Origin of the sequence: Natrinema sp. SYSU A 869 (assembly GCF_019879105.1) — an archaeon.
In the GTDB taxonomy this organism is placed as follows: domain Archaea; phylum Halobacteriota; class Halobacteria; order Halobacteriales; family Natrialbaceae; genus Natrinema.
In genome coordinates, this window is the sequence record NZ_CP082249.1 from 1,985,116 (window position 1) to 2,011,025 (window position 25,910).

The window sequence follows — 25,910 nt, forward strand, 5'->3', positions numbered from 1 at the left end:
TGTCGCGGAGCTACGCGCCCCGCGAACGTACGTTGTCGGGTGCGGCGATGTCGCGGCCGTCTGCAAGGTCACTCACCCCAGTCCTCTTCGAGCTCGGGTGCCCGCTCGAGGACTGGCGGCTCCGTATCGACGACTTCCAGCTCGGCTCCACAGGTCGTACAGTCAACGATCTCTCCCACTTCCAGATCGTCGTGCAGGGACACCTCAGCCCCACACTCGACGCATTCGGTCATTGTACTCGCATGTGGGAGCCGGGATCACTTAAAGCCTTCGAACTTAACAGCAAAATTATACTAACTGCACGCCACTCTAACGGTCCGTGGGGGCTACTTCACCGCAGATTCACTTTGACATATCATGAAGTAGGTGATTTGATCCCCTAGGGGGATCGTCGTCGGTCCAGTCGGTCGGCGGGGTGCGGTTTCGGCAGTTGACCGGCCCACATCGAGCGAGCGATGATTTCAAACATAGCCGTTCACCTCCGAACGGAGCACATCGTGTGCCGTCTCGAGCGCGTCGGACGCGTCCGCGAGTGCATTCTCGTCGGTCATGACGGCCGTGCGGGCCGACTCGATCTGGGGGGTAACCGCATCGGGCGCGGGGCCGCCCTGCGAGTCGCGACTCGCGACGCTCTCGACGGGATCGAGCGCGTCTCGGACGGCCGCGGGATCGACGTAGGCCTCGAGCGACTCGCCGAGCACTTCCTGCGCGGCGGACTCGAGAGCGTCGTAGTCCGCGCCGTTCGCTCTCGGTTCGTCACCGCTCGCGTTCTCCGCGGAACTTCGTTCCGCGCTATTGTCGGCCGCGATGGCCACAAGTTCGTGTGCCGTCCGGAACGGCAACCCGTTCGCCGCGAGCAGATCCGCGACGCCGGTCGCTGTCGAGAAGCCTTCGCCGGCCTCCGCGGCCAGCGTCTCTTCGTTCCAGTCAGCAGTGGCGACCGCGCCCGCCGCGACCTCGCTAGCTTCGGTGACCGCGTCGGCGGTCTCCCAGGCATGAGTCGTCGCCCGCTGGAGATCACGGTTGTACGCGCGTGGCAGCCCCTTCAGCGTCGTCGTCAATCCCTGAACGTTGCCGGCCGCGTCGCCCGCGACCGCACGGACGAGTTCCAGCGTATCCGGGTTCTTCTTCTGGGGCATGATCGACGACGTCGAGGAGTAGTCGTCCGCCAGATCGACGAAGCCGCGGTTCGCGAAGATGATTACGTCCTCCGCGAGCCCCGACAGCGTCGTCGCGTGCGTCGACAGCGCCTGTGTCGTCTCGAGCAGGAAGTCCCGGCTCGAGGCGGCGTCCATCGAATTTTCGACGACTCCCCCGAAGCCGAGTAAGTCGGCCGTCCGCTCGCGGTCGATATCGAACGTCGTGCCCGCAAAGGCGGCCCCGCCAAGCGGTGACTCGTTGATCCGGTCGTAGGCCTCGAGCAACCGTTCGGTGTCGCGGCGGACAGCACCCTCGTAGGCCAGCGCCCAGTGGGCCACGGTGGTGGGCTGGGCGGGCTGGAGGTGTGTGTAGCCGGGCATGATCGTCTCGATGTGGGCCTCGGCGACGTCGACCAGCGACTCGCGCAGTGCGAGCGTCGTCTCGATCGCCCCGAGAACGTCCTCGCGCAGGCGATATCGGATGCAGGCCGCGACTTCGTCGTTGCGCGACCGTGCGGTGTGCATCTTGCCGCCGTCCGCGCCGATGCGCTCGATGACCGCCGTTTCGATGGCCTCGTGGACGTCCTCACCGTCGGGTAAGGAACCGTGGCCGTCGACCTTGATCGCGTCGATAGCGGTCAGAATCTGCCCAGCCACGTCGTCCGCGATGATTCCCTGCTCGGCGAGCATGACCGTGTGTGCGCGGTCGACTTCGAGGTCTGCCTCGAAAATGCGTTCGTCCGCTGCGAGCGAGGAGAGGAAGCTCCGGGCGGGGCCGCCGCTGAAGCGGTCCCGGCGGACGACACCCTCGTCGTCAGTTCCCCGTCAGTAAGGTGGGATTCGAGCTGGGACGAATCGTCGTGAGCACTCTCCTCGGTCATGATTAGTCGTCGTCTCCGCCGCTTCCGTCAGTTGCGAGCTCGACTTCCTCGTCGTCCGCGTTCGCGGCGATCGCCTCGTTCGCGAGGCGGCGCTGGAAGCCGTGGTACTTCGCGACGCCGGTGGCATCTTCCTGCTTGATCTTGCCAACCGTCTCGGTGTCGAAGGAGGCGTGTTCTGCGGAGTAGGCCGCGAACGTGCTGTCACGTGCGACCGGACGCGCCTGGCCGCCCTCGAAGCGGATCGTGACGGTGCCGGTCACGCGCTTTTGGGTCTCGTCGATGAAGCCCTCGAGCGCGCTCATGAGCGGTGCGTCAATCAGGCCCTCGTAGCCCTTCTGGGACCACTGGTGGTCGATCTGTTGTTTGAACTGACGCTCCTCCTGGGTGAGAACGAGGCCCTCGAGGGCCTCGTGAGCGTTCAGCAGCGTCGTTGCGCCGGGGTGCTCGTAGTTCTCGCGCACCTTCAGCCCGAGCATGCGGTCTTCCATCATGTCAGTACGACCGACACCGTAACTGCCGGCAAGTTCGTTGAGATGTTCGATGAGTTCGACCGGCTCGTACTCCTGGCCGTCGACGGCGACGGGATAGCCGTTCTCGAAGGTGATCTCGATCTCTTCGGTTTCGTCGGAGGGGTTGTCAGTCCACGCGTAGATGTCCGTCGGCGGGACGTAGTTCGGATCCTCAAGGTCGTCGCCCTCGACCGAGCGGCTCCAGATGTTGGTGTCGATCGACCAGTCGCCGCCACTGCCGCCCTCGACGGGGAGGTCCTTCTCGGCGGCGTACTCTTTTTCCCACTCGCGGGTGAGCCCGAGTTCGCGCACGGGGGCGATGACCTCGAGGTCCGAGGTCCGCCAGACGGCCTCGAATCGGAGCTGGTCGTTGCCCTTGCCCGTACAGCCGTGGGCGATACCGGTACAGTCCTGTTCCTCTGCGACCTCCAGGATCGCTTCCGCGATTACTGGACGGGCGAGCGCCGTTCCCAGCGGGTAGCCCTGATAGGTCGCGTTCGCGCGAACGCTCTCGAGACAAAGTTGAGCGAATTCCTCTCGCGCGTCGACGACGTAGTGTTCGAGGCCGAGCGCCTCAGCGGTTTCCTCGGCTTCGTCGAACTCTTCGGCCGGCTGGCCGACGTCGACGGTGACGCCGATCACGTCGTCGTATCCGTATTCTTCCTCGAGCAGCGGGACACAGACAGTCGTGTCCAGACCACCCGAAAACGCAAGTGCCACGCGGGTCATATCGTACTCGAGTAAACCCACAGGACGGACTTAAACTCATTGGTTTCAATTTCGAAAAATAGAGATAGAGAAGCCGCTAACCGAAAATACTGCAGTTTCGGGGAATGTTGAAACGAACCGGAACAAGGGAAGTAGTATAGTACGGGCTCAAAGGCCCGGTCGGAATCGCCGCGGCCGCCGCCGAGCGACGGTCCCGTCGGTACCGGGAACGGCGAGTGTGGTACCGACGAGGCGGCTCATTGTCGGAACAGTGCGGATCCATAGTATTAAATCCTGCTACATCACGCCCCAGCGGTTCTCAGTGCGGGTTCGTCGATCTCGAGAGAGCTAACCGGTACGTTAGGGGTCGACGCTAGTCGTCGTCGGGCAGCGATAGCACGTTCTCCCGACCAATTCGGAACACCTCGATCTCGTCGCTCTCGCGCAGGTCGCCGACGACCTGACTCGTCTTGGCCTCGGTCCAGTCTAGTTCCGAGACGACCTCCTGTTGTTTGACCCGGCCGCCGCGTTCCTGGAGCAGGCGGAGGACCCGTTCCTCGTTGCTCAGCAGTTCCGGCGGGGGCCCGTCGGGGACGGTCTGCTCAGAGACAGCCGCGCTATCAGCCCGTTGGACGGTCTCGTCTCCGTCGGCGGTTGCCTCGTGGTCTGAACGTTTGCGGCCGACTAACCAGCCGGCGACGCCGACGGTCGCGAGCAGCGCGAGTGCGAGCGTGACGATCGCCCACGGCATCGACGGCTCCTCGCCGGACTGGGGCTCTTCCGTGCCCGCATCACTGTTCCGTATCAGCTCGATTCTGGGCTCGTCGTCGGCGAAGCTCTGGTCGCCCTCCCAACTGACCGATCCATCCGGGGGACCGGACGGCGACGGTTCTACCGCCAGTTCGCCCTCGTTCTCATAGACGGCGTACTCGTCCGGCCAGCGGAACTGCAGCGTCGTGCCGTCGGTGAGCGTAAACCCGGAGAGGGCAGTGCCCGCTTCGATCCGATTGACCTGAACGCGCGCGAAGTGAGACCACTCGAAGGTGACTCTTACGTGACCGATCTCCTCCGGTCTGGACGTCGTCTCCGTGGTAATGGAGACGTTTGAGATCGACATCTCACGGTCAGTCGCGTTTTCTCCCTTGGAGAGCGTCTCGTTCCAACTCCGGCGTTCCTCGGCGACGTACCAAGCCGTATTGTCCGAGATATTCGCCCGTAACGACTCCCACTCTGTGGATCGGTTTTCGTCGGAGAGATAGAACTGATAGTCGACAGTCACCCGTGCCGAGCCGTTCTCGGTGATCAACACGTCGATATAGGTCTGATTCGCCTCCCCAAGTTGCGGCGTTTCGTTCGCCTCTCCCTGGCCGTCGGGTGCTTCCTGTAGCGCCGCTCGCTGCGTCCCGACGTCTGCCGCGACACCAGCCGAGGCCGAGACGAACCCGATCGAGCACGCAACTACCACGAGCACACACAGCAGGGCCCACAGCCCCCTCGCCTCCATTGCTATGATATGACGGATCCGTCTAAATAGGTCTTTCCGACCGCGGTAACGATGTGTTTTTCAAACAGTCAGCACAATCTGAACATATGTTCGATACGCGCGGCGAACTTGGGGTCGAAAGCCTGCTGAAGATCGTCCTCGGGCTGGTCGCCGTCTTATACGGATTACTGTAACGATTTACCGGCGCAACCCCAGAGCGGACGGGGTTGCGCTGGCAATGACTTACAGTAGACCGTATTACTCGTGCTCGAGGTCATCGGAGCGGTGATCAGCAGTATCACGAGTCTGCTCGGTCCGTTCACCCTCCTCATCCAGTTCGCGATTGCCGTACTGATCATCCTCTGGTTGCTCGATCAGCTCTAACCCGGCCATCGAACCGCCGTCGACCGCGAGCGACCAGCAGACTGATAGCCGCCTCGATCCAATATCGACCGAAGTGTACAGCGTCAACGTTCCAGTTCCCGGTCGTGTCCGGCAGCTCGCGAACCGACTTCACCCTGACCTGATCGGGTTCGAGACTGTCCGCGAGGACCACTCGTGTCTGCTCAAGCGACTCGGCGAGGCCGACCACGTCGCACAGCTTCAGCATCGCGCCCACCGTGCGCTCGAGGGTGCTCCCGCCGTCGAAGCCGAGATCACCGATATCGACTACTTCGACGACCCGCCGCTGGGCTCGGCTCCGGTCGTCTATTTGGCCGTCGAGAGTCCCGGGCTCGAGGGGATCCACGCCGACCTCACCGACGCCTTCGAGACTGTCGACGGACTCGAGGGCAGCGACTACGTCCCGCACGTGACGCTGGCCCGCGGCGGCGACCTCGCAACCGCGAAACGGCTGGCCGACCGCGATATCGATCCGATTCGGTGGACGGTCAGCGAACTCGAGTTCTGGGACGGGACGGACAAGCTGCCGGTGAGTCGCGTCTCGCTGCCGTCGTAGCGGGCGGTGAGTCGCGTCTCGCACTCGCTGCCGTCGTAGCGGGCGGTGAGTCGCGTCTCGCACTCGCTGCCGTCGTAGCGGGACTCGAATCGGTTTCGGCGGCCGCGTGCGTGTGCATCCATTATTCATCGGCGGCCGCGTGCGTCCACCGTCAGCCTGCAGGGGCGGCTCGAACGTGGGAGGTAGTCTCAGTCAGGATTCGCAAATACCGCTGCTACCTACGCCGGAGGCCACAAGGATTCGTTCCGGAGAGAGATCCGCTTGGAAGCTAAATCAGCCGTAATCTGGTGTACGAAGGTGTCAGCAGTCAGGGTAGCGTCGGCCGTTGAACTGTAGGTTAAGTCGCTCCGGCCCGTGGCACTGATGTGGTTTCAACGCTACTTGTCGCAGCGGTCGTCGGAATCGCCATCGGAGCCTTCCTCCAGAAGGGGCGATTCTGTTTCGTCAACGCCTTTCGGGACTTTTTCGCGTACAAGGACTCCCGGGTCACGAAGGGCGTTCTCGCTGCGACGCTTCTGACGATGGTCTTCTGGGGTATCGCTTATCAGTTCGGCTACTATCAGGGGTTCTGGACGCCCGATTGGGGGCTGACCGGCCTCGTCGGCGGCTTCATCTTCGGCGTAGGGATGACCTACGCCGGCGGCTGTGCCAGCGGCACGCTCTACCGGGCCGGTGAGGGCTACCTCCAGTTCTGGCTCACCCTGCTGTTCATGGGCGTCGGCTACGTCGGGTTTACCGTTGCCTTCCCGACCCTCGAGAGTACGTACTTCGATGCGCTCACGTTCGGGACCGGGGTGAGCCTGTTCACTGTCACGTCCGTCCCGGCTGGTCTTCTCGCGCTTGCGGTTGCGGTCGCCGGGTTGTTCGTCTACGCCACGCTGACCGGGCGTTCGTCGACGGCCGCCGCGTTCGGCGAACGCGCAGACGTGGCCCAGCTCAACCCGACCGCACTCCTCGCACCGGTCGTGGGACTCCGCCAGTTTGTCCGCGGAACGGTGGCGTATTTCCGCGGTCTCGTCCACACGTGGCGCCATCCCATCGTCTCGAGCAAGCAACCGTGGGATCCCCGCACCGCCGCGCTCGGCATCACCGCGGCCGCGGTGCTCTGGTTCAGCCAAGTCTCTATCGTCGGTATCACCGGCCCGGAAGCCCGCTGGACGGGGTATCTCCTCTCGCAGGTCGGCGTCGACGCGGAATCGTTCGACTACTGGGGCTCGGTCCTCTTCCAGGGCCAGGGCGTCGGCGTGACCGTCGACATGGTGATGATCGGCTTCGTCATCGTCGGCGCGTTCCTCGCAGCCCTCTGGAGCGGGGACTTTTCGGTGCGGGTCCCGAAGCGCCGCCGGCTTCCGAACGCCATCGTCGGCGGCCTCATGATGGGGGCTGGCTCGCGGCTCGCTCCCGGCTGCAACATCGGGAACATCTACTCTGGCATCGCGGAACTCTCGGTCCACTCGTTCATTGCGGCCATCGGCATCGTCGCCGGCGTCTACGTGATGACTCACTGGATCTACCGCGAAGTCGGCTGTGCGATCTGAGAACGAATCGTTCGCCAATTACATACCGCTACGAACACGGAAACACGATACAATGCCATCCATCGACGACGTGACGAACACGCCAGACGAATTGAGCGACGATCAAGCGGACGAACTCTTAGAGGAGGCTGATCTCGTCCAGGACATGATGGGCGAGGTCTGTCCCTACCCGCAGGTCGAGGCCAAGAAGGGGCTTCAAGGGCTCGAGTCGGGTGACCTCCTCGTTCAGGAGACCGATCACGTCCCCTGTACCGAGAACGTGCCGCGAGCCGTCGGCGACGACGCCGACGCGCAGGTGTGGCGCAGCGGCGATGCAGTCTACCGAATCTACCTCCGGAAACGATAATGGTCGAGGAACTCACCCCCGAGACGATCCGAGAACGCATCGAACGCGACGACGAGTTCGAACTGCTCGACATCCGCGACAACGACGACTACGCTGCGGGACACCTCCCTGACGCCGAACACGTCACTATCGAGGAGCTCGAGGAGACCGTCGTCGACCGGGACTGGGCCGACGACGTGGTCGTCTACTGTTACATCGGACAGACGTCAGTCCAGGCCGCTCGCCTCATCGAGGAGTACGGCGATGCCGAGCGGGTCTCGAGCATGGCCGGCGGCTACGATGCGTGGGAACCCCTCGAGCCGTCGACTGCCGACTGATCGCGCGTTAGTGGGCCGACGTTCCGGTAGTCCGAGAATCGATACCCGATAGCCGTTCACGGTGCCGGCGGCTCGCCGTCGTAGGTGTCGTGACCGCCGTAGAAGTTGAGCATCGAGAACTTGAGTTTCTCCGGATCGATGTCGATCAGTTCCTCGCGCTCTTCGTGTGGAAAGGTGCCGTTGACGCTGTATTTTCCGAGATCTGACTTCGCATCCCTCGAGTAGCGCCGGTCGAGTAAGGCGCGGACGCCGACGTCTTCCGGCGATCGGATGACGCGACCGAGCGCCTGCCTGGTCTTGCGGACCGTGGGGATCTCGACGGCGTATCGCCAGCCCGTGTCGGTCCCGTCGAAGGCCACGTCGTAGGCTTCCTGCACTGCCTCGGCCCGGTCATCGAGGTGGGGGTAGGGGACGCCGACGACCAGCACCGTATGGGCGTCGTCGCCGTCGAAGCTCACCCCCTCCGCGAGGGTACCCCACAGCGACGTACAGAGCACTGCGTTGTCGTCCGCGATGAACTGCTGGCGGAGTTCCTCGACGGCAATGCCCGGCTCGTCCAGATAGACCGTCCGATCGCTGCGGGTCTCGAGCCGGTCGGCGTACCGGCTTGCCTCGCCGTAGTTGGGGAAGAAGGCGAGCGTGTTGCCGGGCGTCATGCGGACGGCGTCGTGGATCGTCTCCGTCACCTCCTCTTGGACGGCGGGGTCGTCGCGATCCGAGGAGAACAGCGGCGGGCTCTCGACGGCGTACGTTCGGCGATTTTCTGCGGGGAACTGCAACCCGTAGGCCATCGTCACCACGTCCTCGAGGCCGAGCACGTTCTCGGTGACGTCGAACGGCTGCAGCGTCGCGCTCATCAGGACGGTCGCGTAGATCTCGTCGAACAGTTGGCCGGTCACCTGCCGCGGGAGACAGGAGTACAGCTCCGCGCGGCCGTAGATCTCGTCGGTGCCGGCGTCGCGGGTGACGGAGACGACTGGATAGAGCCCCTCCGCCGAGCCCTCAGCCATCCATGCACTGACGAAGGCCGCGGCCTGCAGGGTCTGACACTCCGTCCGTGTGGCCGTCTCGCCCTCGCGATAGGCCTCCTCGTACTGCTCGTCTAACTCCTGGCCGAGTTGCATCGCGGCCTCGAGATCGTCCTCGATCCCTCGACCGGAGTAGCGCTGGAGGAACTCGAGCGTGAGGTCGTCCTTGCGGTCCTCGTTGGCGATCGGCACGTCGGACCAGTTGTCGCCGATCCCCTCGCGCTCGCCGAAGCCAAAGGAGTCCTCGTAGGTCTCGACGAGCGCGCGGTGAAAGGCCGAGAGGACGTTCGTGGCGTCGTCCGAGCGCGAGTCGTCAGCGTCGGCTAACTCGTCCAGCGCGGAGTCGAACGTGCGCTCGGAGCAGGTCCGGGTGGCGTGTTCACGGGCAGCGTCCTCGACGTTGTGGGCCTCGTCGAAGACGGCGATGATATCGTCGGGATCACGGCCCAGCCAGCGGAAAAACTGCTCTCGAATGGTCGAATCGAGCAGGTGGTGGTAGTTACAGACGACCAGATCGACGCCCTCGAGCCCCTCCTTCAAGAGCTCGTAGCCACAGAACTGCTGCTGTTCAGCGTAGTCGTAGATATCGTCGGGCGTGCGGACGTCCTCGAAGAGCCAGCCGAAGAAATCGTCCGTATCCTGGGTGAGATTATTGCGGTAGTAGTCACAGACGTTCTGCTCTGCTAAGTCCTCGAGACGCTCCTCGATATCCTCGAGTTCGTCCATAACGGCGCTCCGGGCATCGGTCGCCGACCCGTCGCCGTCCTGACTCTCGGCGAGTAACTCGCTCTGGCGGCGCTCGAGTTGCTCGCGATCGCGTTCGGCGTCAACGATGGCGCGGGTGTTGTCTCGCAGGGCCTGACACTCCTCGTAGCCGACGTCGATGTGGCACATCGATGCCTTTCCCTTGAAGACGACCGCACGAATGTTCTCCTCGCGGGTGATCGCACGGGCCTCGGCGACGAACTGGCGCATCTGCTGATGGACGTTGGTCGTGATGACGACCGTCTTATCCTGCTCGCGAGCGATCTCGAGAGCAGGGACCAGCGACGAGAGTGTCTTGCCGGTCCCGCAGGCCCCTCGAAGAGGACGTCCTGCCCTCGGTGGAGGGAGTTGTGGATGCGATCCATCGCCTCGCGCTGGTTCTCGTACGGCTGGTCGTACGGAAAAAAGCGCATGTACCCGGCAGTCTCGGACACACGATACGATAGGTTCGCGCTGCGATAAAAGGATTCGTCTCGGTTCGGTCGCGCCAGTGAAGCGATCCGGGAGACGACAGCAACGTTCGCCGGCCGGCGAACGCGCGGTACAGGGCCATGTGTCTCGAGTACCTGTCTTCGATATGGCGATTCCCGGCTATGATTCCAGTAATGTCGCCGAGTATACCCTCGAGCAGGTGGGCGCCCGCGTCGAACTCGTTGCAGGCGTTGTCCCCGACGCGTTCGGCCTCGCGAAGAGCGGGCGCGAACCGCCGGTCGACGCTCTTGCTGATCCCATGGATCTCGTGGGTCTCGAGGAGCTGAAGGCCGTCGAAGCCGTCCGAATCGCGCTCGTCTATGACCCCGCCAGACTGCCGCCCGGCGCGAGTCCGACCGATGTCGCCGTCGCCGTCGAGACCGAGTCGGGATGGGATCCCCTCGAGTCGACGGTCGATCTCGAGGAGACGACGGTGACGGCGGTGCTGAACGACCGGCCGCCGGGGTCGACGGTAGTAGCGGGCTATGACAATCGAGACAAAGCGACCGGTGAACCGGCGGAATCAATGGAATAGCGCGAAGAACGTCGACGGCCGATCAGATTTCGGGTTCGATGTAGACTTTCTGTACTTGATCGTCATGATCCATCAGTGCGAGTTCGATCTGGGTGATGCGTTCGTTCATCGTCTCGGTGTCGAGGTCGGCTTCGAACGCCACGTCGGCGGTGACGAGCAGCTCCTCGGCACCGAAGTAGACGGTCCGAAAGTCGACGAGTTCGGTGACGCCGTCCCAGTCGGCGACGATGGTACGGAGTTCGTCCTCGGCGTCTTTGGAGAGGCTCTCCCCGAGGATGAGCCGCTTGTTTTCCAAGGCCAGCGCGACGGCGAATCCCATGAGCATGATCCCGATGATGAGGGCGGCTCCGGCGTCGTAGATCCCGTTTCCGGTGGCTCGCGTGAGATAAATCCCGAAGAGAGCAATCCCCGCGCCGCCGAGCGCGATAGTGTCCTCGGTGAGCGCGGTCAGCGTCGTCACGTCGCTGGTCTTGCTGAACGCCTCGCGGAGGCTGGTCCAGCCGTACTCGTCCATCTGGCGGCTGATCCCCTGATAGGCCTTCCAGAGCGCATAGGATTCGAAGAGGATCGCGCCGAGCAACACGGCATAGTTGACGTAGACGGGGTCGAACGGTGCGCCAAGCAGCGTGACGTCCTCGCTGGCCCGGTGGACGCCGCCCTCTTGCAGTGCACTGTAGCCGTGGCGGGCGCTCTCCCAGCCGGCGATGCCGAAGAGCATGATGCTCACGAGCAGGCTGTAGAAGAACTGCGCCTTCCCGTGGCCGAACGGATGCTCACGGGTTGCCTCCTGTGCGCCGTATTTGATCCCGACCAGCAGGAAGATCTGGTTCCCCGTGTCCGAAATCGAGTGGTACGTCTCCGACAGCATCGCGGGGCTTCCAGTCAGCGCGAAGCCACCGAACTTCAGGACCGCAATCGCCGCGTTCGCAAACAGTGCAGCGAGGACGACAGAGGTGCTACTGGCCATTAACGGCGACTACGAAGGGCGAACCTAAAAGTGTAAGGCGTTCTAGAGCCGGTTTGCTGCCGACTGAAACCAGTCGAACCCCTTCCCGACCGCGATCTGGCCACACCGGCGACCGCATCCGAAAGGGACCTGTCAGTGTCGGGTGAAAATTACCCATGATCGCGATTTTCTCCGATACGCACAGCGCCAGCGGCCACGAGCTCGAGAGTAATGCACTGACCGCGGCCCGGGAGGCCGATACCGTCATCCACACGGGCGATTTCACGAGCGAGACGGCACTCGAGGCGTTCCAGGAAGAGTGCGACCGCCTGTTCGCGGTCCACGGGAACGCCGACAGCGCGGCGGTACGCGACCGACTGCCGACGGCTCGCGTCGTCGAGGCCGGCGGCGTCCGATTCGCCGTCACTCACCGACGGGACGGCGGCGAGATGGGGCTCGCGATGTTCGGTCGGTCGCGTGGGGCCGACGTCGTCGTCTTCGGGCATAGTCACCGGCCGACGGTCGTCGAGACCGAGGACGTCCAGTTGCTCAACCCCGGCAGCCACGCCGATCCGCGTGGGAACCGGCCGGGATTTGCCGTACTCGAGGAGCGCGAGGACGGCGGTCTGGAGGGCGAAATTCGCGAGCCGGACAGAACGCCGCTCGAGACGGTTGAGATTTGCACGGAGTAGTGAGAGAAGGGTGCTCCGACGCGGGTACAAAGCGTCAGCGAGACCAAAACAGGCGTCGACGGAACCAGCACACGGCGTCAGCGGGGACAGGGCGGATTCCGCAGCCGGTATCAACGGTCCGGCTGCCCGGAGGCCGTCCGATCGGCAGACGGGACGGCCCACAACCGGCTGGTGGGAGCGGGAGGGATGATCAGGAGGTGACCTCGAACTCGAGGACGACCCTCGGACGGGCTGGAGGGCAGGACGGCCGCCCTCGAACTCGAGGCACACGTCGACCGACGAACCGGCCGACGTTATAGGCAACGCAAGCTGAAACCCGTGTTTTAGTTAGCGAATCGGTCGCATGGATGCAACCAAATGAGGTCGAAACGATTAACCACGCTGACAGTGTAGCCGCGACATATGCTGGATACCATCATCGGCTTCCTTCCGGACGATCCCGTCATCATCGCGGTCGTCCTGATCCTGCTCGGGTTGGTCTTCTTCGCGTATCTCCTGCTCCGACGGACGGTCCTCGAGTTCCGCGACGGGATGCGCGGCGACCGCTAGGCGCCAAGTACTGCCGTTAGGCGATTCCATTTTCGAGTCGCTCGAGCGCGTGATCGATAGCCGATCGAGTGATATCGCGGTGCGTACAGAACCGGACCGTCGTCGGGCCGAAGGGCGTCGCCAGCACGTCCCGTTCCTCGAGTCGCTCGACGACGACCGCCGGCTCGAGTCCCGTTCCCGACACGTCCACGAGGACGATGTTCGTCTCCGGTTCCTGTATATCAAATCCGTCGATGCCGTCTAGTCCCTCGGCCAGCAGGCGCGCGTTCTCGTGATCGGTTTCGAGGTCATCGACGTTCTCGAGGGCCGCAAGTGCAGGACCTGCAATAATTCCGGCCTGGCGCATACCGCCGCCGAACAGCTTTCGTGTCCGGCGGGCGCGCTCGATGAACTCACCATCTCCTGCGAGCATCGAGCCGACAGGCGCGCCCAGCCCCTTTGAGAGGGAGACCATGACGGAGTCGATGGGCTCGGTGAGTTCGGTAACCGGCACGTCGAGCGCCGTCGCGGCATTAAACAGCCTCGCACCGTCGAGATGCACCGGGACATCGCGTTCGCGGGCCGCTGTGGCCGCCGCAGCGATCGCGTCGGGGTCAATCGCAAGTCCGCCGCGTGCGTTGTGCGTGTTCTCGAGGCAAAGCAGGCCGGTACCGGGCCGATGCAGATCCGCCTCGATGGCTGCTGTTGCAACCTGCTCCGGCGAGGGCACCCCGCGGTCGGAATCGTGCATCCGTACCTGCAGCCCCGCATGCTGGGCCAGCCCGCCGAGTTCGTACTTCACGACGTGGCTCTGTCGGTCGGCGATTACCTCCTGTCCCCGCTCTGTGTGGACGCAGGCGGCCGTCTGGTTCGCCATCGTCCCCGTCGGGAAATACAGCGCCGCCTCGGTTCCCAGCCGGTCGGCGACACGAGACTCGAGTTCGGTCACGGTCGGGTCCTCGCCGTAAACGTCGTCGCCGACGTCGGCGGTGGCGGCGGCTTCGCGCATTGCGTCGTCCGGCATCGTGACGGTATCGGAGCGTAGATCGATCACGGGTATCGATACCGGGACGAGAGAGAAATATGTCGCCCCGTTTCTCGAGGGAGTCCGAACTTCCTGCCCCGCTGTGAGGGTTCGGCATCGCCGTCCTCAAGCGCGACGTTCGTTCCGGGCGAAAGGTTCACTGGTACGTCATGTGTACCGCGACGTATGGTCCCTGAGCCTCACAACGGGCCGCCTTCGGACGGTGGCCCATCGACGCCCGCCGACGGTCCGGACACGGGGAGTTCGAGTCCGTTTTGGCATCACATGTCTCGAGTCGCCGATCGGTTCGACGAGCTCTGGGCGTTCGCGCTCGTTCCCCTGCTCACCGCGTTGCTCGAGTTCGAGAACGTGCAACGCGCGCTCGCCAACACCGGCCGCGGGTTCGCCATCAACTTCGAGTTTCTCTTGCCGACGCCGCTCGTGACCCTGTGGCGGTTCGTAGACCCGCCGGATCCGCCCGCGACGATGCGGACCCCGAGCGAGGACCCGTACACCCCCTCGGTCGGCGACGCGCCCGGCGAGCCCGCTCCGACCGGCGAACCGACGACCCCCGTCGGGTCAACCGGGTCCAGTGGAATGGACGTGACAATCGAGACCCCCGTCGAAACCATCGCGTTCCCGCTCGAGGCAATCAGCGCCGAGATGATGGCGTGGATCGGCCTCGCACTCGCCGCGTACGCGGTGATTTCCGCGATCCTGATGGCGGCGTACGTCGGCGGACTCGATCGGCGACTCCGCGGCGAGCCACTCGCTATCGGCTCGTGTGTGGTCACCTACGCGCCGCGGTTCGTCCTGTACAATCTCCTCGTGTTCGGTGCGTTTCTACTGGTACTCCCGGTTTCGTTCTCGTGCCGCCGCTCATCTGGCTCATGTTTCCGGTGATCATCGTCGTCGGCTACGTGTTCTATCCCGTCCCGTTCCTGTTCGTCGTCGACGACGCGCCGTTCCGCGAGGCGTTTCGCCGGTCGGTTCGGCTGACGACGGCGGGCGGGCCGGTCCTCAGCTTCGCGTTCTGGCACGCGGTTGCCGGGGCCGTCGTTTCCGCGGTCCTGTCAGTATTGGTGAGCAGCGGTGGCGGCGGATTCTTGCTCGCGCTGCTCGTTTCGGCCCCCGTGGGCGTCCTCCTGACGGCTGCGACGGTCTCGTTCTTCCAGACGCATCTCGAGGGGACCGAGCCGGGCGCGACCGGCGGGTCCTCGGGTGACACATCCGGTAGGGGCGAGACCAACGAGTACGAGTATGAGACCGATGAGTACGGGTTTGCGACCGACTGAGTGGCGAAAACGCGCCGCAGTCGGCGATCGGGTCGGCGGTTCCCCATTACGAACCATTTTTTCCTCCTCCCACAAATACCGGGGCATGGACCCGCGAATCCGCGAACACGCCGAGATCATCGCCAACCACTCGGTCGACTTGGAGGAAGGCGACAACGTCGTCATCGACGCCCACCCCGTCGCCGAAGACCTGGTTGTCGCCCTCCACGAGGTGATCGGTGATCGAGGCGCAAACCCGATCACGACGAGCCAGCGAACCGGAAAGCGACAGCAGCGCGCCTACCTGCGCGCTGCAGACGGGGAGTTCGACACGCCGGAACACGAACTCGCGCTCGTCCAGAATACGGACGTCTACATCGCCATTCGCGCGACGGACAACGCCACCCAGACTAGCGACGTCGACCCCGAGATCAGCGCGGCCCACCAGCAGGCACATCGCCCCATCCTCGAGGAGCGCCTCTCCAAGCGCTGGTGTCTCACGCAGTACCCCGCGCCGGCGAACGCCCAGCTCGCAGAGATGAGCACGGCTGGCTACGAGAACTTCGTCTGGGACGCCGTCAACAAGGACTGGGACGAACAGCGCGAACACCAGGAGCACATGGTCGAGATCATGGACCCCGCTGAGGAGATCCGGATCAAGAGCGGCGACACGACCGACGTGACGATGTCCATCGAAAACAATCCGACGCTGAACGATCACGGTGAGCACAACCTCCCCGGCGGCGAGGTCTTCACCGCACCCCAGCCGGACAGCGTCGAAGGCGAGGTCCTCTTCGACATGCCCCTGTACCATCAGGGCCGAGAGATCACTGACGTATACCTCGAGTTCGAGGGTGGCGAGGTCGTCGAGCACTCGGCGGCGAAAAACGAGGACGTCCTCACGGAAGTCCTGAACACGGACGACGGCGCGCGTCGACTCGGCGAACTGGGTATCGGGATGAACCGCGACATCGATCAGTTCACCTACAACATGCTCTTCGACGAGAAGATGGGCGATACGGTCCACATGGCTGTCGGCCGGGCCTACGACGACACCGTCGGGGAGGGCAACGAAGCCAACGATTCTGCGGTCCACGTCGACATGATCGTCGACATGAGCAAGGATTCCGTTATCGAAGTCGACGGTGAGGTCGTTCAGCGGGATGGGACGTTCCGATTTGAGGACGGGTTCGAGGAAGGTGAGGACTGACCGGCGAGAAGTCCTCGAGAATCCGAACGACGAGCGATGCGCGGCGTTTCCTTCGGTCGCGCCGCGGTGACGCGAACGGGGAGGAATGACCCGTGAGCGACGCGAGTCGTGAAGAATAGCACCGCTTTGGCTCGCTCACGCAATTTTTCGTAGCTACGCTGAATCGGACGCCCGCGACTGTAGCGATCCAAAATAGCCACGTGCGGTGGCGTGCGCTGGGTCGCGGTTTGCTGACGGCAAACCGCGTACACGACTCCGCGCAAGGGATGAGTGAGCGAGCGGTGCGAGCGAACGAATCGGCTGGGGAGGGTGTGGAAATCCCTAGCCGCCAGTGTGAGCAGTGTCTCTCCCTCGTTAGTACCAACGACGACGAACTCGAGGCCGATCCACAGTCGAGACGTGACGATCAGAATCAACTAGCCGTCACCGATCACACCCGTTCGAGCCCCGTTTACGGGCCGGACCCCTGCCGTCGACGCGGTGGTTTCGGTGGTGGCGTCCAGCGACAGGAGACCGGCTGCCCGCCGGGGCTCGAGCCCGACGAGAAACGTAGGTGCCCAGTGAAGATATCACTCGCGCTCAAGCAGGCCGGGCGGGACCGAACAGCCACAGGGGTCGACAAAGCCGGTACTGGGACCGGTGACGACCGATAGCAGGGCCGGATCGCCGCAGCGCGGGCACGCGGAGAACGACGAGTCGTCGGCGGTGGTGTCGTCGCTCTCGTCGGGAGAGTCGGTCACGCCGACCACTTGTCACTGCGTCCGTAGAGTGTCGATTTTGAGGCTACCGCTGGTTGTGGCGTGCGATTCTGATGTCGTGCGGGACGTTTATATCCCGCTAGAATGTACGCAATCATGGCTTGCAAACGGACCGTGTTTGGAAGCCACGTCTCGGGTGTCTGTAGCACCCGGGGCATTTCGGCGCACACCCCCTGCGTCTGGTGGAGCGTAGCTTCCACCCTAATTGTCGGACCGTAGTGGCTTATAACTACTACAAAGTGTGTGGAATAGATTTGGGTGGACCTCGAGGACGTGCGAAATTGCTCACTAGCAGGGTACTGGTCTGATTGGATATACAGCGTGATGGGAGCAGCGGAAAGTAGCCTGCTCACACTGGTGGCAGGGAGTCACCGCGCCCTCCCCAGCCGATTTCTCCGCACGGGCGCTGCGAGACGATTTCGCCGTCGTCTCACGGGTACGTCGCACCTGTTCGACTGCTCGCGAAACTGGGGTTTCGCGCTCGTCTCGACAGTCGCAGCGCGTTGCGTTCGAGAATCGCGAAGCGATTCTCATGGCCTCTCGGAGTGCACTGCACTTCTGAGGACGCCACTCACGTTGCGGTTCTCGCTCACGACGGTCGCTCCGAACCGGTCTGCCACCATCGGCCGGGTTTATGCTCCCGAACGAGCTATCAGACGTATGGAAGTCCTCGTCGCGTACGACGGCTCCAAGCCCGCACAGAAGGCAGTAGAACACGCGTTTGCGACGTATCCCGACGCAGAGATCGTGCTGCTGCGCGTCATCGAGGCGGCGGACGGATCCACGGAGGCAGGGATCAATATCGTTCAGGAGATGCTTCGGGAGCGAGAGGAAACGGTCTCCGAGGAACTCCCCGACGAGATTGCGGAGATCGTCGGCGATCCCGACATCGAGTTTCGAACCGAGACCGTCGTCGGGAAGCCAGCGCGCGAAATCGTCTCGTTCGCGGACGAACACGACATCGATCACATCGTCATCGGCAGCCACGGCCGCTCCGGACTCTCCCGCGTCTTGCTCGGCAGCGTTGCCGAGAAAATCGTCCGACGCGCTCCCATTCCGGTCACCGTTATCCGGTGATTGGAACTCGAGCGCAGCCGGAATCCGTCAGCGATGAAGCTACGATTAGTCGTCGACCAGATCCGCGACCATTCCCGAGACGTACTCCATCTCGTCCTCGTTGATGCCGTGGCCCATCCCCTCGTAGAGCCGTTTGGTCACGTTGGCGTCCATGGACTCGAGGATGTCGGCCGTGTCGTGGACCCGCTCTTCGGGAATGTGCGGGTCGACGTCGCTACAGCCCAGGAAGACGGGTGTGCCCTCGAGATCGCCGGGGTATTCGTCGTCAAGATCTTCGCCGATGAGCCCGCCGCTGAGGGCGGCGAGGCCGCCGTAGCGCTGCGGGTTGCGGGCGAGGTACTCGCTGGCGAGACAGGCCCCCTGCGAGAAACCGATCAGCATGATCCGCTCAGTCGGAATCCCAGCGTCGTTGGCCTCGCTTATCGCGTCGCTGATGGCCTGCAGGCCCGACGACCGGCCGGGCTCGTTGCGTTCGACAGGTGCGAGAAACGAGTTCGGGTACCAAGTCTGGCCGGCTGCCTGCGGGGCCAGGAAGGCGACGCCCTCCCGATGAACCTCGTTTGCTATCTGGATCATCCCGCGAGCGGTCGCACCGCGGCCGTGGGTGAGTACCAAGGCAGCCTCGGCATCCGCGAGGTCGGTCCCGCTGGTGACGAGCTGTTGGTCCTGATGGGGGCCGTCAATGCGGTCCGCGCTCATTGGACACCACCGACGCCAGTGCTGGCCTCGGGCAGGTCGTGTTCGATGAGCTCGAGACCGAGCGCCTCGATGGCACCGCGGAGGTGCTCGTCCTTGGCGTAGTCGGCACCGTCTTCCTCGCGGAGTTCCTGGGCCTTCGCCAGCACCTCGCCGCGGCGGTCGTCGGGGACCTCGTACTTGTCCGTCGAGAGTTCGATGACGAGGCCGTTGTTGTCCGTGGTGTAGATCGAGTGGAAGATGCCCCGGTCGAAGACATTGTACTGGTGACCTGCCTCTTCGAGGGCCTCCATCGTGTCCTCGTAGTCGTCGGGGTCAACGCTGAAACAGAGGTGGTGGACGGCACCGGTTCCGCCACGCTGGCCTCGCTGGTTCGATGAGCGGTCGTCGCTGACGAAGAAAGTGAGGATGCGACCGTCGCCCGTATCGAAGAACAGGTGCGTCTGCGAGGGATCGTCGAGATTCGGCTGACGAAGGACGAGCGGCATTCCGAGCAGATCCTGATAGAACGCGATCGTATCGGCCTCGTTGCTCCCCCAGATAGTGATGTGGTCGGTACCCGTCGTGTGGACGGGGCTGTCGGGTAGTTCCGGCGTGACTGGATTCTGTGATTCGTTAGACATCGTAGTGAATTCGGTGAGTTGGGTAGGTCGGCTGACTCCAATGAGTTTGGTGGCGCGAGTTACTCCGCGATCAGTTCGCCGAAGACGCGCTCGGCGTCTGCGGGAACGTCGAAGTCGTGGTAGTGTTCCCCACGTACTTTCGTCAGGATGTTAAGTCCCGCGGCGGCACCGTCGCCGACGGCGATCGCAGCCTGCCACTCCTCGGGTCGGACCATTGCGCCGGTCGCGTAGACCCCCTCGACGCTCGTCTCGGTATCGACGCCGACATCGACGACATCCTCGTCAGTGAACGCCACACCGAGGTCCTCGGCGAGTTCGCGGTTCGCACCGGTCGCGAGGACGACGAAGTCAGCCTCATAGCTCCCCTCGTCGGTCTCGACTGCGAACCCGTCGCCGGCCTCGCTGACCGCGGTCACTTCCTCGCCCTGTCTGCGATCGACGCCGAAGTCGTCGACCTGCTGGCGGGCCGTCGCCATGAACTCGCTGCCGCCGACCGAGCCGATTCCGAGGTAGTTGAACAGGTGAGCCTTGTGCATCCAGGTTCCGTCGGTATCGAACACTGTCGTCTCGAGGCCGTTCTTCGCGGTAAAGAGGGCCGCACTCAGTCCGGCGGGGCCGCCGCCGACAACAATCACTGACGCGTCGTCTGCAGTCGCTTCGTCGCTCATGTAGTTACATCATGTTACCGGAAGGATATCAATCCAGCAGATACGTTGAGACAACCACGTAACACTGGTGTTACCAGTAGCGCGCTCACCAATCACGAGGGCCGGTACCAATATCACAGCCTGCCTTCGCAGGCTCAACGCCTTCGCATGGATCGACCCTACCAGCGAATCCAACGGGAGAACTACCGGACGACGGCTCGGCTGACGCGAACGGCTCCCTTCACACGAATGGGAGTCCCCCGCCGAACACCGTCCGCCCGGTGGCCCAGTGACGGCTCGCTCGAGGGCCACTCACCACGCGCTCCCAGACACATCTATGAACACCAGCCTCGAGGTGGAGTACTGGGTCGTCGATGACGACGGCGACCTGGTCGCACCCAATACACTGCTCGACATCTCGGAGCAGGTCGATCCCGAGTTCGTCGAGCCGATGCTCGAGATCAAAACAACCCCGTGTGGATCGATGGCCGAACTCCGCGAGGAGTTGGTCAGTCGGATCAGCCGCGTCGTTGACGCCGCACGCGAACAGGACAAGCGACTCGTCCCGCTCGCAACGCCGCTGTCCGCCTCGCCCGACGAAATCCCCTACCGCGAGAAGACGAGTACCGACCTCCAGCGCCGGATCGTCGGGCCCGCCTTCGACGACGCCCGTGTCTGCGCCGGCACACACGTTCACTTCGAACAATCGAACGTCGCCGACCAGCTCAACGCACTGACCGCGGTCGATCCGGCCTTCGCGCTGGTCAACAGTTCGGCGCACTACCGCGGCGAACGCATCCTCGAGTGCGCCCGGCCGTTCCTCTACCGGCGGTCGTGTTACGAAACCTGTCCCGAACAGGGCCAGCTCCGACCCTACGTCGATAGTGTCGACGAGTGGGAACGGCGACTCGAGGACGCCTACGACGGATTCCGCGAGCGTGCACTCGAGCGTGGTGTCGACCCCGACGCGTTCGACGACAAGTTCGACCCCTACGAGGCAGCCTGGAACCCAGTCCGATTGCGAACCGCGATGCCGACCGTCGAGTGGCGCTCGCCCGACACAGCCCTGCCGAGTCAGGTGCTCCGACTCGCGGACGAGGTGCGATCGATCGTCACACGAGCGGACGCCCACGGAACGGTGGTCGATGGCTCGGAGCGCCCGTCGGAGTCCGACGCGATTATCGATTCGAACGCGGCCACTGCCGACCCGCTCCACCTCCCCGCGTTCGATACCGTCGAATCGATCACCGACGCAGCGATCCACGACGGACTCGAGAATCAGGCCGTCCAGCGCTACCTGCGCGGACTCGGGTTCACCCCGCCAGCGTACGATCCGCTTGCCGACCGCGTAACCGACTCGTGGCTGACCAAACGACGCGCGAAACGATTGCGACTCCGGGCCGCCGACCGGCTTGAGGCCGACCTCGAGCGGCGTCGCGTTCGCGCCTGAGTCGGGTTAGCGGCCGGGCGCGTTTCCGCTATTGCCCGGCCCGCCACCGCGATGTCCCGGTGCGTTTCCGCTATTGCCCGGTGAGTCGCCGTTGTGTCCCGATGCGTTGCCACTGTTTCCGGGACCGTGTCCGCGGTGACCTGGTGCGTGATCGCTATTTCCGCGGTGGCCCCGCGCGTGGTCGCTGTTTTCGGGTGCTTCGTCGGCCTCGTCCACCTCGTCGTCTTCGTCCGTGCGGTCCGACGGATCGTAGACGTCAAACAGCGGGAACGAGTCGTCGAACGCCGCCGTCTCGAGGACCGTGGGATCGTTGGCGAGGTTCCGTTCCGCGTCGACGATCTGATCCTCGTTGAACCGGAGATCCGTATCGAGCCGGGCGGCGAGCCGATTCAGATTCCGCGTGTGGTCGGCCGGGGCCGCCGCGCTGCCGAGCAGGACGACCGCGCCGCCCTCGTTCCGATACTCGCGCAACGCGAGGAGTTCCCCGAACTCGAGTTCGCGCGCGGGTGCAGAGAGCAAGACGGCACGCGGCGGCTCCGACTCATCGGGCAGCGTCCGTTCCAGATCGTTTACCTGGCGGAGCCGCACGTCGACCCCCTCGAGGTAGCGGAGGTAGTACTTGCAGTCCTCGAGGGAGAGCGAGCCCTCGGCGTTAAACTGGCCCTGGCTACCAGCGAGTATCACGTCGCCATCGGTCTCTGAGAGGTGATCGATCAGGTTCGTCAGGAACGGGAAGTTGCCGTACCCGCTCGTGTCCGCACCGAAGCCCTCGCTCTCTTCGTATGTCTCGTCGATCACCGGCCCGCCGACGAGCGCGACCCGTCGGCGGTCATCGACGCCAACCAACGGAATATCGCCGTCGTACCCGACGCCATCGCCCTCGAGACGCTGCTCGGCGCTCGGGGCCGCCGACACGGCCACCTGATCGTCCCGAAGGCGACCGCCGTTCCGGCCCTGAGCGCTGTGAATACTCCGGGCCGACGGGACGAACAGGTCCTCGACGGGCTCGTTTCGAATCTCGGTGAGCGTGTCGAAGTCGGACGCCGACCAGACGCCCCGGCCCGCCGCGAGGGTGTCCTCCTCGAGTGCCGCGAACTCGTCGTGGGCCGCAAAGCCCGACGAATAGACGCGGGCGTACCCGTCCGCAACGATCTGTCGATTGTAGTTCACCGAGAACGAGCCGGCATCGAAGTCGGCTGTGAAGTCGTCGGGATCATAGTGGAGGTAGCCAAGCAGTCGCCCGTAGTTCCCGCGTATCGGTTCCGCCTCGTCGAAGGTGATCTTGACATGGCGGCCCTCGAGATCGGCCTCGTCGACCGCCGCGCCATCGGGTGCCAGCCGCTCGAGGGCGAAGTCAGACGCGCGCTCGCCCCAGTCGTGGAGGTGATCGGTCGCGTCGTTGGGAATTCCAAACCACTCCCTGGGACTGGTCTCCGTCGGCGGTGTCTCTGCGGTGTCCACGCCGACGTTACGGATGGTCTCGCGGTAGCCGTACTCGGTGTCGAACTCGACCTCGACGGTGTCGCCGTCGAACACGCGAGTGACCCGGCCGTAATACTCCCCGTCACGTTCGAACCCGATGCCGATACCGTCTCGATCTTCGAAGTAGTCGAATGCGGGCGAGAAATCCGTCGCAACCGGCTCGTAGACGGGTCCAGCGTTCTGGACCTCGTCTTCGACCTGTCCGCCGTTAAAGTGGAAGGCGAGATCGAGTCGGTCGGCAATCTCGTTCAGATTCCCCGTTCGATCGTTTCCGCCGAAGTCCGACTGATCGAACAGGAAGAGGGCCCCACCGTCCGCGACGAACGACTCGAGGGCCGCGAGTTCCGAGTCGTCAAACGCCCACTGGGGCGTCGTGATGACGAGTCCGTCGGCGTCCGCCAACCCGACCGAGCCCGACTCATCTTCGAGATACGTCTCATCGAAGGCCGTCGTCGTGAACACGTGGCTGTCCCAGCCCGACGCGTCGTCTTCGACCTGATCCGCGTTGAATCGGAAGCCGAGGTCGAGCCGCTCGGCGACTTCGTCGAGATTCCCCGTCTCGTCGTGGCCGCCGTAATCGGCCTGATCGTGGAGCAACACAGCCCCGCCGTCCACGACGAAGGACTCGAGGGCCGAGAGTTCATCGTCGGTAAACGCCGCTGCGGGCGTCGTGATCACAACCGCATCGGCGTCGGTCTCGGTGCTCCCGTCCGCACCGTCGCTCGCGCCCTCGAGTACCGCTGGCAGGTCGTCAGTGGCGGTAACGGTGTACCCGTCGCTCTCGGCGTCGGCGACGAACGTCTCGAACTGGCCGAGATCGTAGTACTGGTCGTGACTCTCGTCCCAGTAGACGGTCTCGCCGTCGATCACTGCGTCCCAGATGCTCCGGACGAAGGCACTGTTCTCGTCGTGATCGCTGTCGTCCTCGACGAGTGGCGCACCGAACCCGACCACCTGATCGTCGCGGGTGACCAACGGAATCCGCTCGTCGTCGCCGTACTCGACGGCGTCGGACCCGGTCTGATCGCCGTTCGTCGCCGTCGATTCCGCCCACGCGAGGACCTCGAGGTCGTCGTCCGCGGCGAGGTGCTCCTCAGTGAGCACGTCGTCATCGGGTGCCACCTGACTCGCCGTCGAATAGAACTGGAGGGTCGTCCCGTCGGTTGCGAACTCCTCGAGCGCTCGCAGCTCGTAGCCATTGTCTTCGGCGTAGCGACGGAAGGTATCGTGACTCGAGAGGTCCCAGTACTGCTCGTGGCTCTCGTCCCACAGCACCGTACTGTCAGGCCCCAGCAGTTCGTCCCAGGCATTCAGCACGAACTCCTCGTTGCCGGCGTCGAACCCGCCGCGCTCGTCGCTGAGAAAGCCGGCGCTGCCAATCCCCATCACGGTCCCGTCCTGCGTGATCAGCGGGATCCGCTCGTCCTCGTAGGAGACGACGTCGGCTTCGTCCGTTCCGCCGTCCGTGATCGTCACATCCGCGTCCTCGGAGGCCCACGCGACGACGTGATCCTCATCCGTCAGCGGGCCGCCCGCCGAGGTCACCTGTGACGCCGTCGAGTAAAACGAGAGGGACTTGAGGCCGTCGCCGGACGCCGAGTCGACTGTCGTGACCGCGTCGGACGATCGGGACAACGCGAGCGCACCCGTTGTCGTACCGAGCAACGAGACAAACGATCGACGATCGATTCCGCTCTCACCGGTGGCTCGAAACGAGACCATGCACACTCTGACATTCTTTATTACATGAATCTTCATAATAGTACTACGTCGAGATATGTGAACTATATTCGCGACCGAGACACCCTGATCGACCGATGGAACCGGACTCGGAGTCAACGGTCGGAACACCCTCGAGTCGAAGAGAAGCCGCTACCGGGCAGAATTAGTATCGAAAGGGTGGACACGCGTCGGCAGCAGGAGTGATCGTCGCGTGGCGATGATCAGTGCGTCCCCCGTATCCCCTGTGATGCCATCGGCCGGCTCTGCCGACGTACTATTTACCGATGGTGTCCCATATTAGTGTATCGAAAATATCCGCAATAATAAAGTGGTCTGAAACGATGATCTGCCTGTGCGACCTCACCTCCCGAATGAGCGGTTGCGACGGGTGAGGTAATCAAAAGCTCGAGGTCGGACAGCAGATGGCCGTCCATCGCAGAGTAAGGACCCAGAGAGAAAGAGGGGTACGATGGGATGTGAACCATGGTCGGAGCAACGCTCCTCCCTAATTCAAATCCCTGGTGCCGTTACTGCTCACGTTGTTCACAGATAACGGACACGATGGGTATCAGTGATTTCGAGGTCAGAGACCCTCTTTTGAACGTTCATGAATTTATAGGTCTGGAAGTAGGTTGCTGCGCTGTTCAGCCTGTTCACGGTCAGAACGGCGGTCGTAATGCCGGTCGAGTATGTCCTCGCTCGCATTAAATTGATCCTTGACAATCCGACGAGGGAAGCACTATCTATATACGAAAAACCGGAAGACTCGAAGACGGTGACGTTGTGATATCGACTGTGAAACAACCATGAAAAGTCGTATATAATAAATTTTTGTTCTATAAGCAGTAGAGATTCGGCTGTCTCACCACACCTCTCACGAGGGGGGAACAATCTCTGGGATCAGCACTGAAGACATAACAGCCGCTAAAACGCCGGTCTATGCCAGAACCGTGTAAATAGACAGTGCCATTTCAATCAATCTATAACCCAATCAGACACTGTCATTTCCCACAAATAACCAATAACATCTTTTCTAGGATCCATTCTGCTCCGGACTCCATTTTGTCTGGCAGATTTTCTGATCCGTGCACTACACTATTTGG

The 25,910-nt window shown here is 63.4% G+C and carries 23 protein-coding genes and 3 pseudogenes; 12 read left to right on the plus strand and 14 right to left on the minus strand.

The window, feature by feature from the left end:
• Positions 1–68 precede the first annotated feature (68 nt).
• The 5 genes and pseudogenes from lysW to K6I40_RS18030 form a co-directional block, all read right to left on the minus strand.
• A complete protein-coding gene (lysW, locus tag K6I40_RS18010) occupies positions 69–233 on the minus strand; it encodes a lysine biosynthesis protein LysW (protein WP_005554620.1) in 165 nt (54 codons plus the stop codon).
• Between the two features lie 228 nt (positions 234–461).
• A pseudogene (argH, locus tag K6I40_RS18015) lies at positions 462–2,020 on the minus strand (argininosuccinate lyase).
• Between the two features lie 2 nt (positions 2,021–2,022).
• Complete coding sequence (locus tag K6I40_RS18020; RefSeq protein ID WP_222915091.1) at positions 2,023–3,258, minus strand: argininosuccinate synthase; 1,236 nt, start codon at positions 3,256–3,258, stop codon at positions 2,023–2,025.
• A gap of 352 nt (positions 3,259–3,610) precedes the next feature.
• Complete coding sequence (locus K6I40_RS18025) at positions 3,611–4,741, minus strand: hypothetical protein (RefSeq protein WP_222915093.1); 1,131 nt, start codon at positions 4,739–4,741, stop codon at positions 3,611–3,613.
• A 237-nt stretch (positions 4,742–4,978) separates the two neighbouring features.
• Positions 4,979–5,191, minus strand: coding sequence for a hypothetical protein (locus tag K6I40_RS18030; RefSeq protein WP_222915095.1), 213 nt, complete (start codon positions 5,189–5,191; stop codon positions 4,979–4,981).
• On the opposite strand from K6I40_RS18030, the gene K6I40_RS18035 reads away from it, so the two are divergent.
• The 4 genes from K6I40_RS18035 (at position 5,178) to K6I40_RS18050 (ending at position 7,879) form a co-directional block, all read left to right on the plus strand.
• Positions 5,178–5,678, plus strand: a complete 501-nt coding sequence (locus K6I40_RS18035; protein WP_222915097.1) for a 2'-5' RNA ligase family protein — start codon at positions 5,178–5,180, stop codon at positions 5,676–5,678. The genes K6I40_RS18030 and K6I40_RS18035 overlap by 14 nt on opposite strands.
• Positions 5,679–6,043: 365 nt before the next feature.
• Positions 6,044–7,216, plus strand: a complete 1,173-nt coding sequence (locus K6I40_RS18040; RefSeq protein ID WP_222915099.1) for a YeeE/YedE family protein — start codon at positions 6,044–6,046, stop codon at positions 7,214–7,216.
• Between the two features lie 52 nt (positions 7,217–7,268).
• Complete coding sequence (locus K6I40_RS18045; RefSeq protein ID WP_222915102.1) at positions 7,269–7,562, plus strand: sulfurtransferase TusA family protein; 294 nt, start codon at positions 7,269–7,271, stop codon at positions 7,560–7,562.
• A complete protein-coding gene (locus tag K6I40_RS18050) occupies positions 7,562–7,879 on the plus strand; it encodes a rhodanese-like domain-containing protein (RefSeq protein WP_222915104.1) in 318 nt (105 codons plus the stop codon). Before K6I40_RS18045 ends, K6I40_RS18050 begins: the two co-directional genes overlap by 1 nt.
• A 56-nt stretch (positions 7,880–7,935) precedes the next feature.
• Here the strand turns inward: K6I40_RS18050 and K6I40_RS18055 are convergent.
• Positions 7,936–10,085: pseudogene (locus K6I40_RS18055) on the minus strand (ATP-dependent DNA helicase).
• A gap of 164 nt (positions 10,086–10,249) precedes the next feature.
• Between K6I40_RS18055 and K6I40_RS18060 the strand changes: the two are divergent.
• On the plus strand, positions 10,250–10,678 hold the full coding sequence (locus tag K6I40_RS18060; protein WP_222915106.1) for a hypothetical protein: 429 nt from the start codon (positions 10,250–10,252) through the stop codon (positions 10,676–10,678).
• 22 nt (positions 10,679–10,700) lie between these two features.
• Here K6I40_RS18060 and K6I40_RS18065 read toward each other — a convergent pair whose 3' ends face one another.
• Entirely contained in the window at positions 10,701–11,645 is a 945-nt protein-coding gene (locus K6I40_RS18065; RefSeq protein WP_222915109.1) for a cation diffusion facilitator family transporter, read from the minus strand.
• Positions 11,646–11,800: 155 nt separating this feature from the next.
• On the opposite strand from K6I40_RS18065, the gene K6I40_RS18070 reads away from it, so the two are divergent.
• Entirely contained in the window at positions 11,801–12,316 is a 516-nt protein-coding gene (locus K6I40_RS18070; RefSeq protein WP_222915111.1) for a metallophosphoesterase, read from the plus strand.
• A gap of 402 nt (positions 12,317–12,718) precedes the next feature.
• Positions 12,719–12,865: a hypothetical protein gene (locus tag K6I40_RS18075; RefSeq protein ID WP_222915114.1), complete on the plus strand. Its 147-nt coding sequence runs from the start codon at positions 12,719–12,721 to the stop codon at positions 12,863–12,865.
• 16 nt (positions 12,866–12,881) lie between these two features.
• Here the strand turns inward: K6I40_RS18075 and K6I40_RS18080 are convergent, their stop codons facing one another.
• Positions 12,882–13,898, minus strand: coding sequence for a GntG family PLP-dependent aldolase (locus tag K6I40_RS18080; protein WP_222915115.1), 1,017 nt, complete (start codon positions 13,896–13,898; stop codon positions 12,882–12,884).
• 156 nt (positions 13,899–14,054) lie between these two features.
• Between K6I40_RS18080 and K6I40_RS28580 the strand changes: the two genes are divergently transcribed.
• The 3 genes from K6I40_RS28580 (at position 14,055) to K6I40_RS18090 (ending at position 16,352) form a co-directional block, all read left to right on the plus strand.
• Positions 14,055–14,771 carry a hypothetical protein gene (locus K6I40_RS28580; RefSeq protein WP_255681696.1) on the plus strand — a complete coding sequence of 239 codons (717 nt, stop codon included), beginning with the start codon at positions 14,055–14,057 and terminating at the stop codon, positions 14,769–14,771.
• On the plus strand, positions 14,738–15,163 hold the full coding sequence (locus tag K6I40_RS28585; RefSeq protein ID WP_255681697.1) for a hypothetical protein: 426 nt from the start codon (positions 14,738–14,740) through the stop codon (positions 15,161–15,163). The genes K6I40_RS28580 and K6I40_RS28585 overlap by 34 nt, the downstream gene beginning before the upstream one ends.
• Before the next feature lie 85 nt (positions 15,164–15,248).
• A complete protein-coding gene (locus tag K6I40_RS18090; protein WP_222915117.1) occupies positions 15,249–16,352 on the plus strand; it encodes an aminopeptidase in 1,104 nt (367 codons plus the stop codon).
• A gap of 569 nt (positions 16,353–16,921) precedes the next feature.
• Here the strand turns inward: K6I40_RS18090 and K6I40_RS18095 are convergent.
• A complete protein-coding gene (locus K6I40_RS18095; RefSeq protein WP_222920473.1) occupies positions 16,922–17,101 on the minus strand; it encodes a hypothetical protein in 180 nt (59 codons plus the stop codon).
• A gap of 669 nt (positions 17,102–17,770) precedes the next feature.
• On the opposite strand from K6I40_RS18095, the gene K6I40_RS18100 reads away from it, so the two are divergent.
• On the plus strand, positions 17,771–18,187 hold the full coding sequence (locus K6I40_RS18100) for a universal stress protein (protein WP_222915119.1): 417 nt from the start codon (positions 17,771–17,773) through the stop codon (positions 18,185–18,187).
• A 45-nt stretch (positions 18,188–18,232) separates the two neighbouring features.
• Here the strand turns inward: K6I40_RS18100 and K6I40_RS18105 are convergent, their stop codons facing one another.
• The 3 genes from K6I40_RS18105 to K6I40_RS18115 are packed head-to-tail and all read right to left on the minus strand — an operon-like array spanning position 18,233 to position 20,174.
• Complete coding sequence (locus K6I40_RS18105) at positions 18,233–18,886, minus strand: dienelactone hydrolase family protein (RefSeq protein ID WP_222915121.1); 654 nt, start codon at positions 18,884–18,886, stop codon at positions 18,233–18,235.
• Positions 18,883–19,506 carry a VOC family protein gene (locus K6I40_RS18110; RefSeq protein WP_222915123.1) on the minus strand — a complete coding sequence of 208 codons (624 nt, stop codon included), beginning with the start codon at positions 19,504–19,506 and terminating at the stop codon, positions 18,883–18,885. Before K6I40_RS18110 ends, K6I40_RS18105 begins: the two co-directional genes overlap by 4 nt.
• A 59-nt stretch (positions 19,507–19,565) precedes the next feature.
• A complete protein-coding gene (locus K6I40_RS18115; protein ID WP_222915126.1) occupies positions 19,566–20,174 on the minus strand; it encodes an FAD-dependent oxidoreductase in 609 nt (202 codons plus the stop codon).
• A 316-nt stretch (positions 20,175–20,490) separates the two neighbouring features.
• Between K6I40_RS18115 and K6I40_RS18120 the strand changes: the two genes are divergently transcribed.
• Positions 20,491–21,603 carry a glutamate-cysteine ligase family protein gene (locus tag K6I40_RS18120; RefSeq protein WP_222915128.1) on the plus strand — a complete coding sequence of 371 codons (1,113 nt, stop codon included), beginning with the start codon at positions 20,491–20,493 and terminating at the stop codon, positions 21,601–21,603.
• Positions 21,604–21,609: 6 nt separating this feature from the next.
• Here the strand turns inward: K6I40_RS18120 and K6I40_RS18125 are convergent, their stop codons facing one another.
• Positions 21,610–24,807, minus strand: a complete 3,198-nt coding sequence (locus K6I40_RS18125) for a thermonuclease family protein (protein WP_222915130.1) — start codon at positions 24,805–24,807, stop codon at positions 21,610–21,612.
• Positions 24,808–25,420: 613 nt separating this feature from the next.
• A pseudogene (locus tag K6I40_RS28590) lies at positions 25,421–25,540 on the minus strand (site-specific integrase); the annotation flags it as partial.
• Positions 25,541–25,910: the final 370 nt, after the last annotated feature.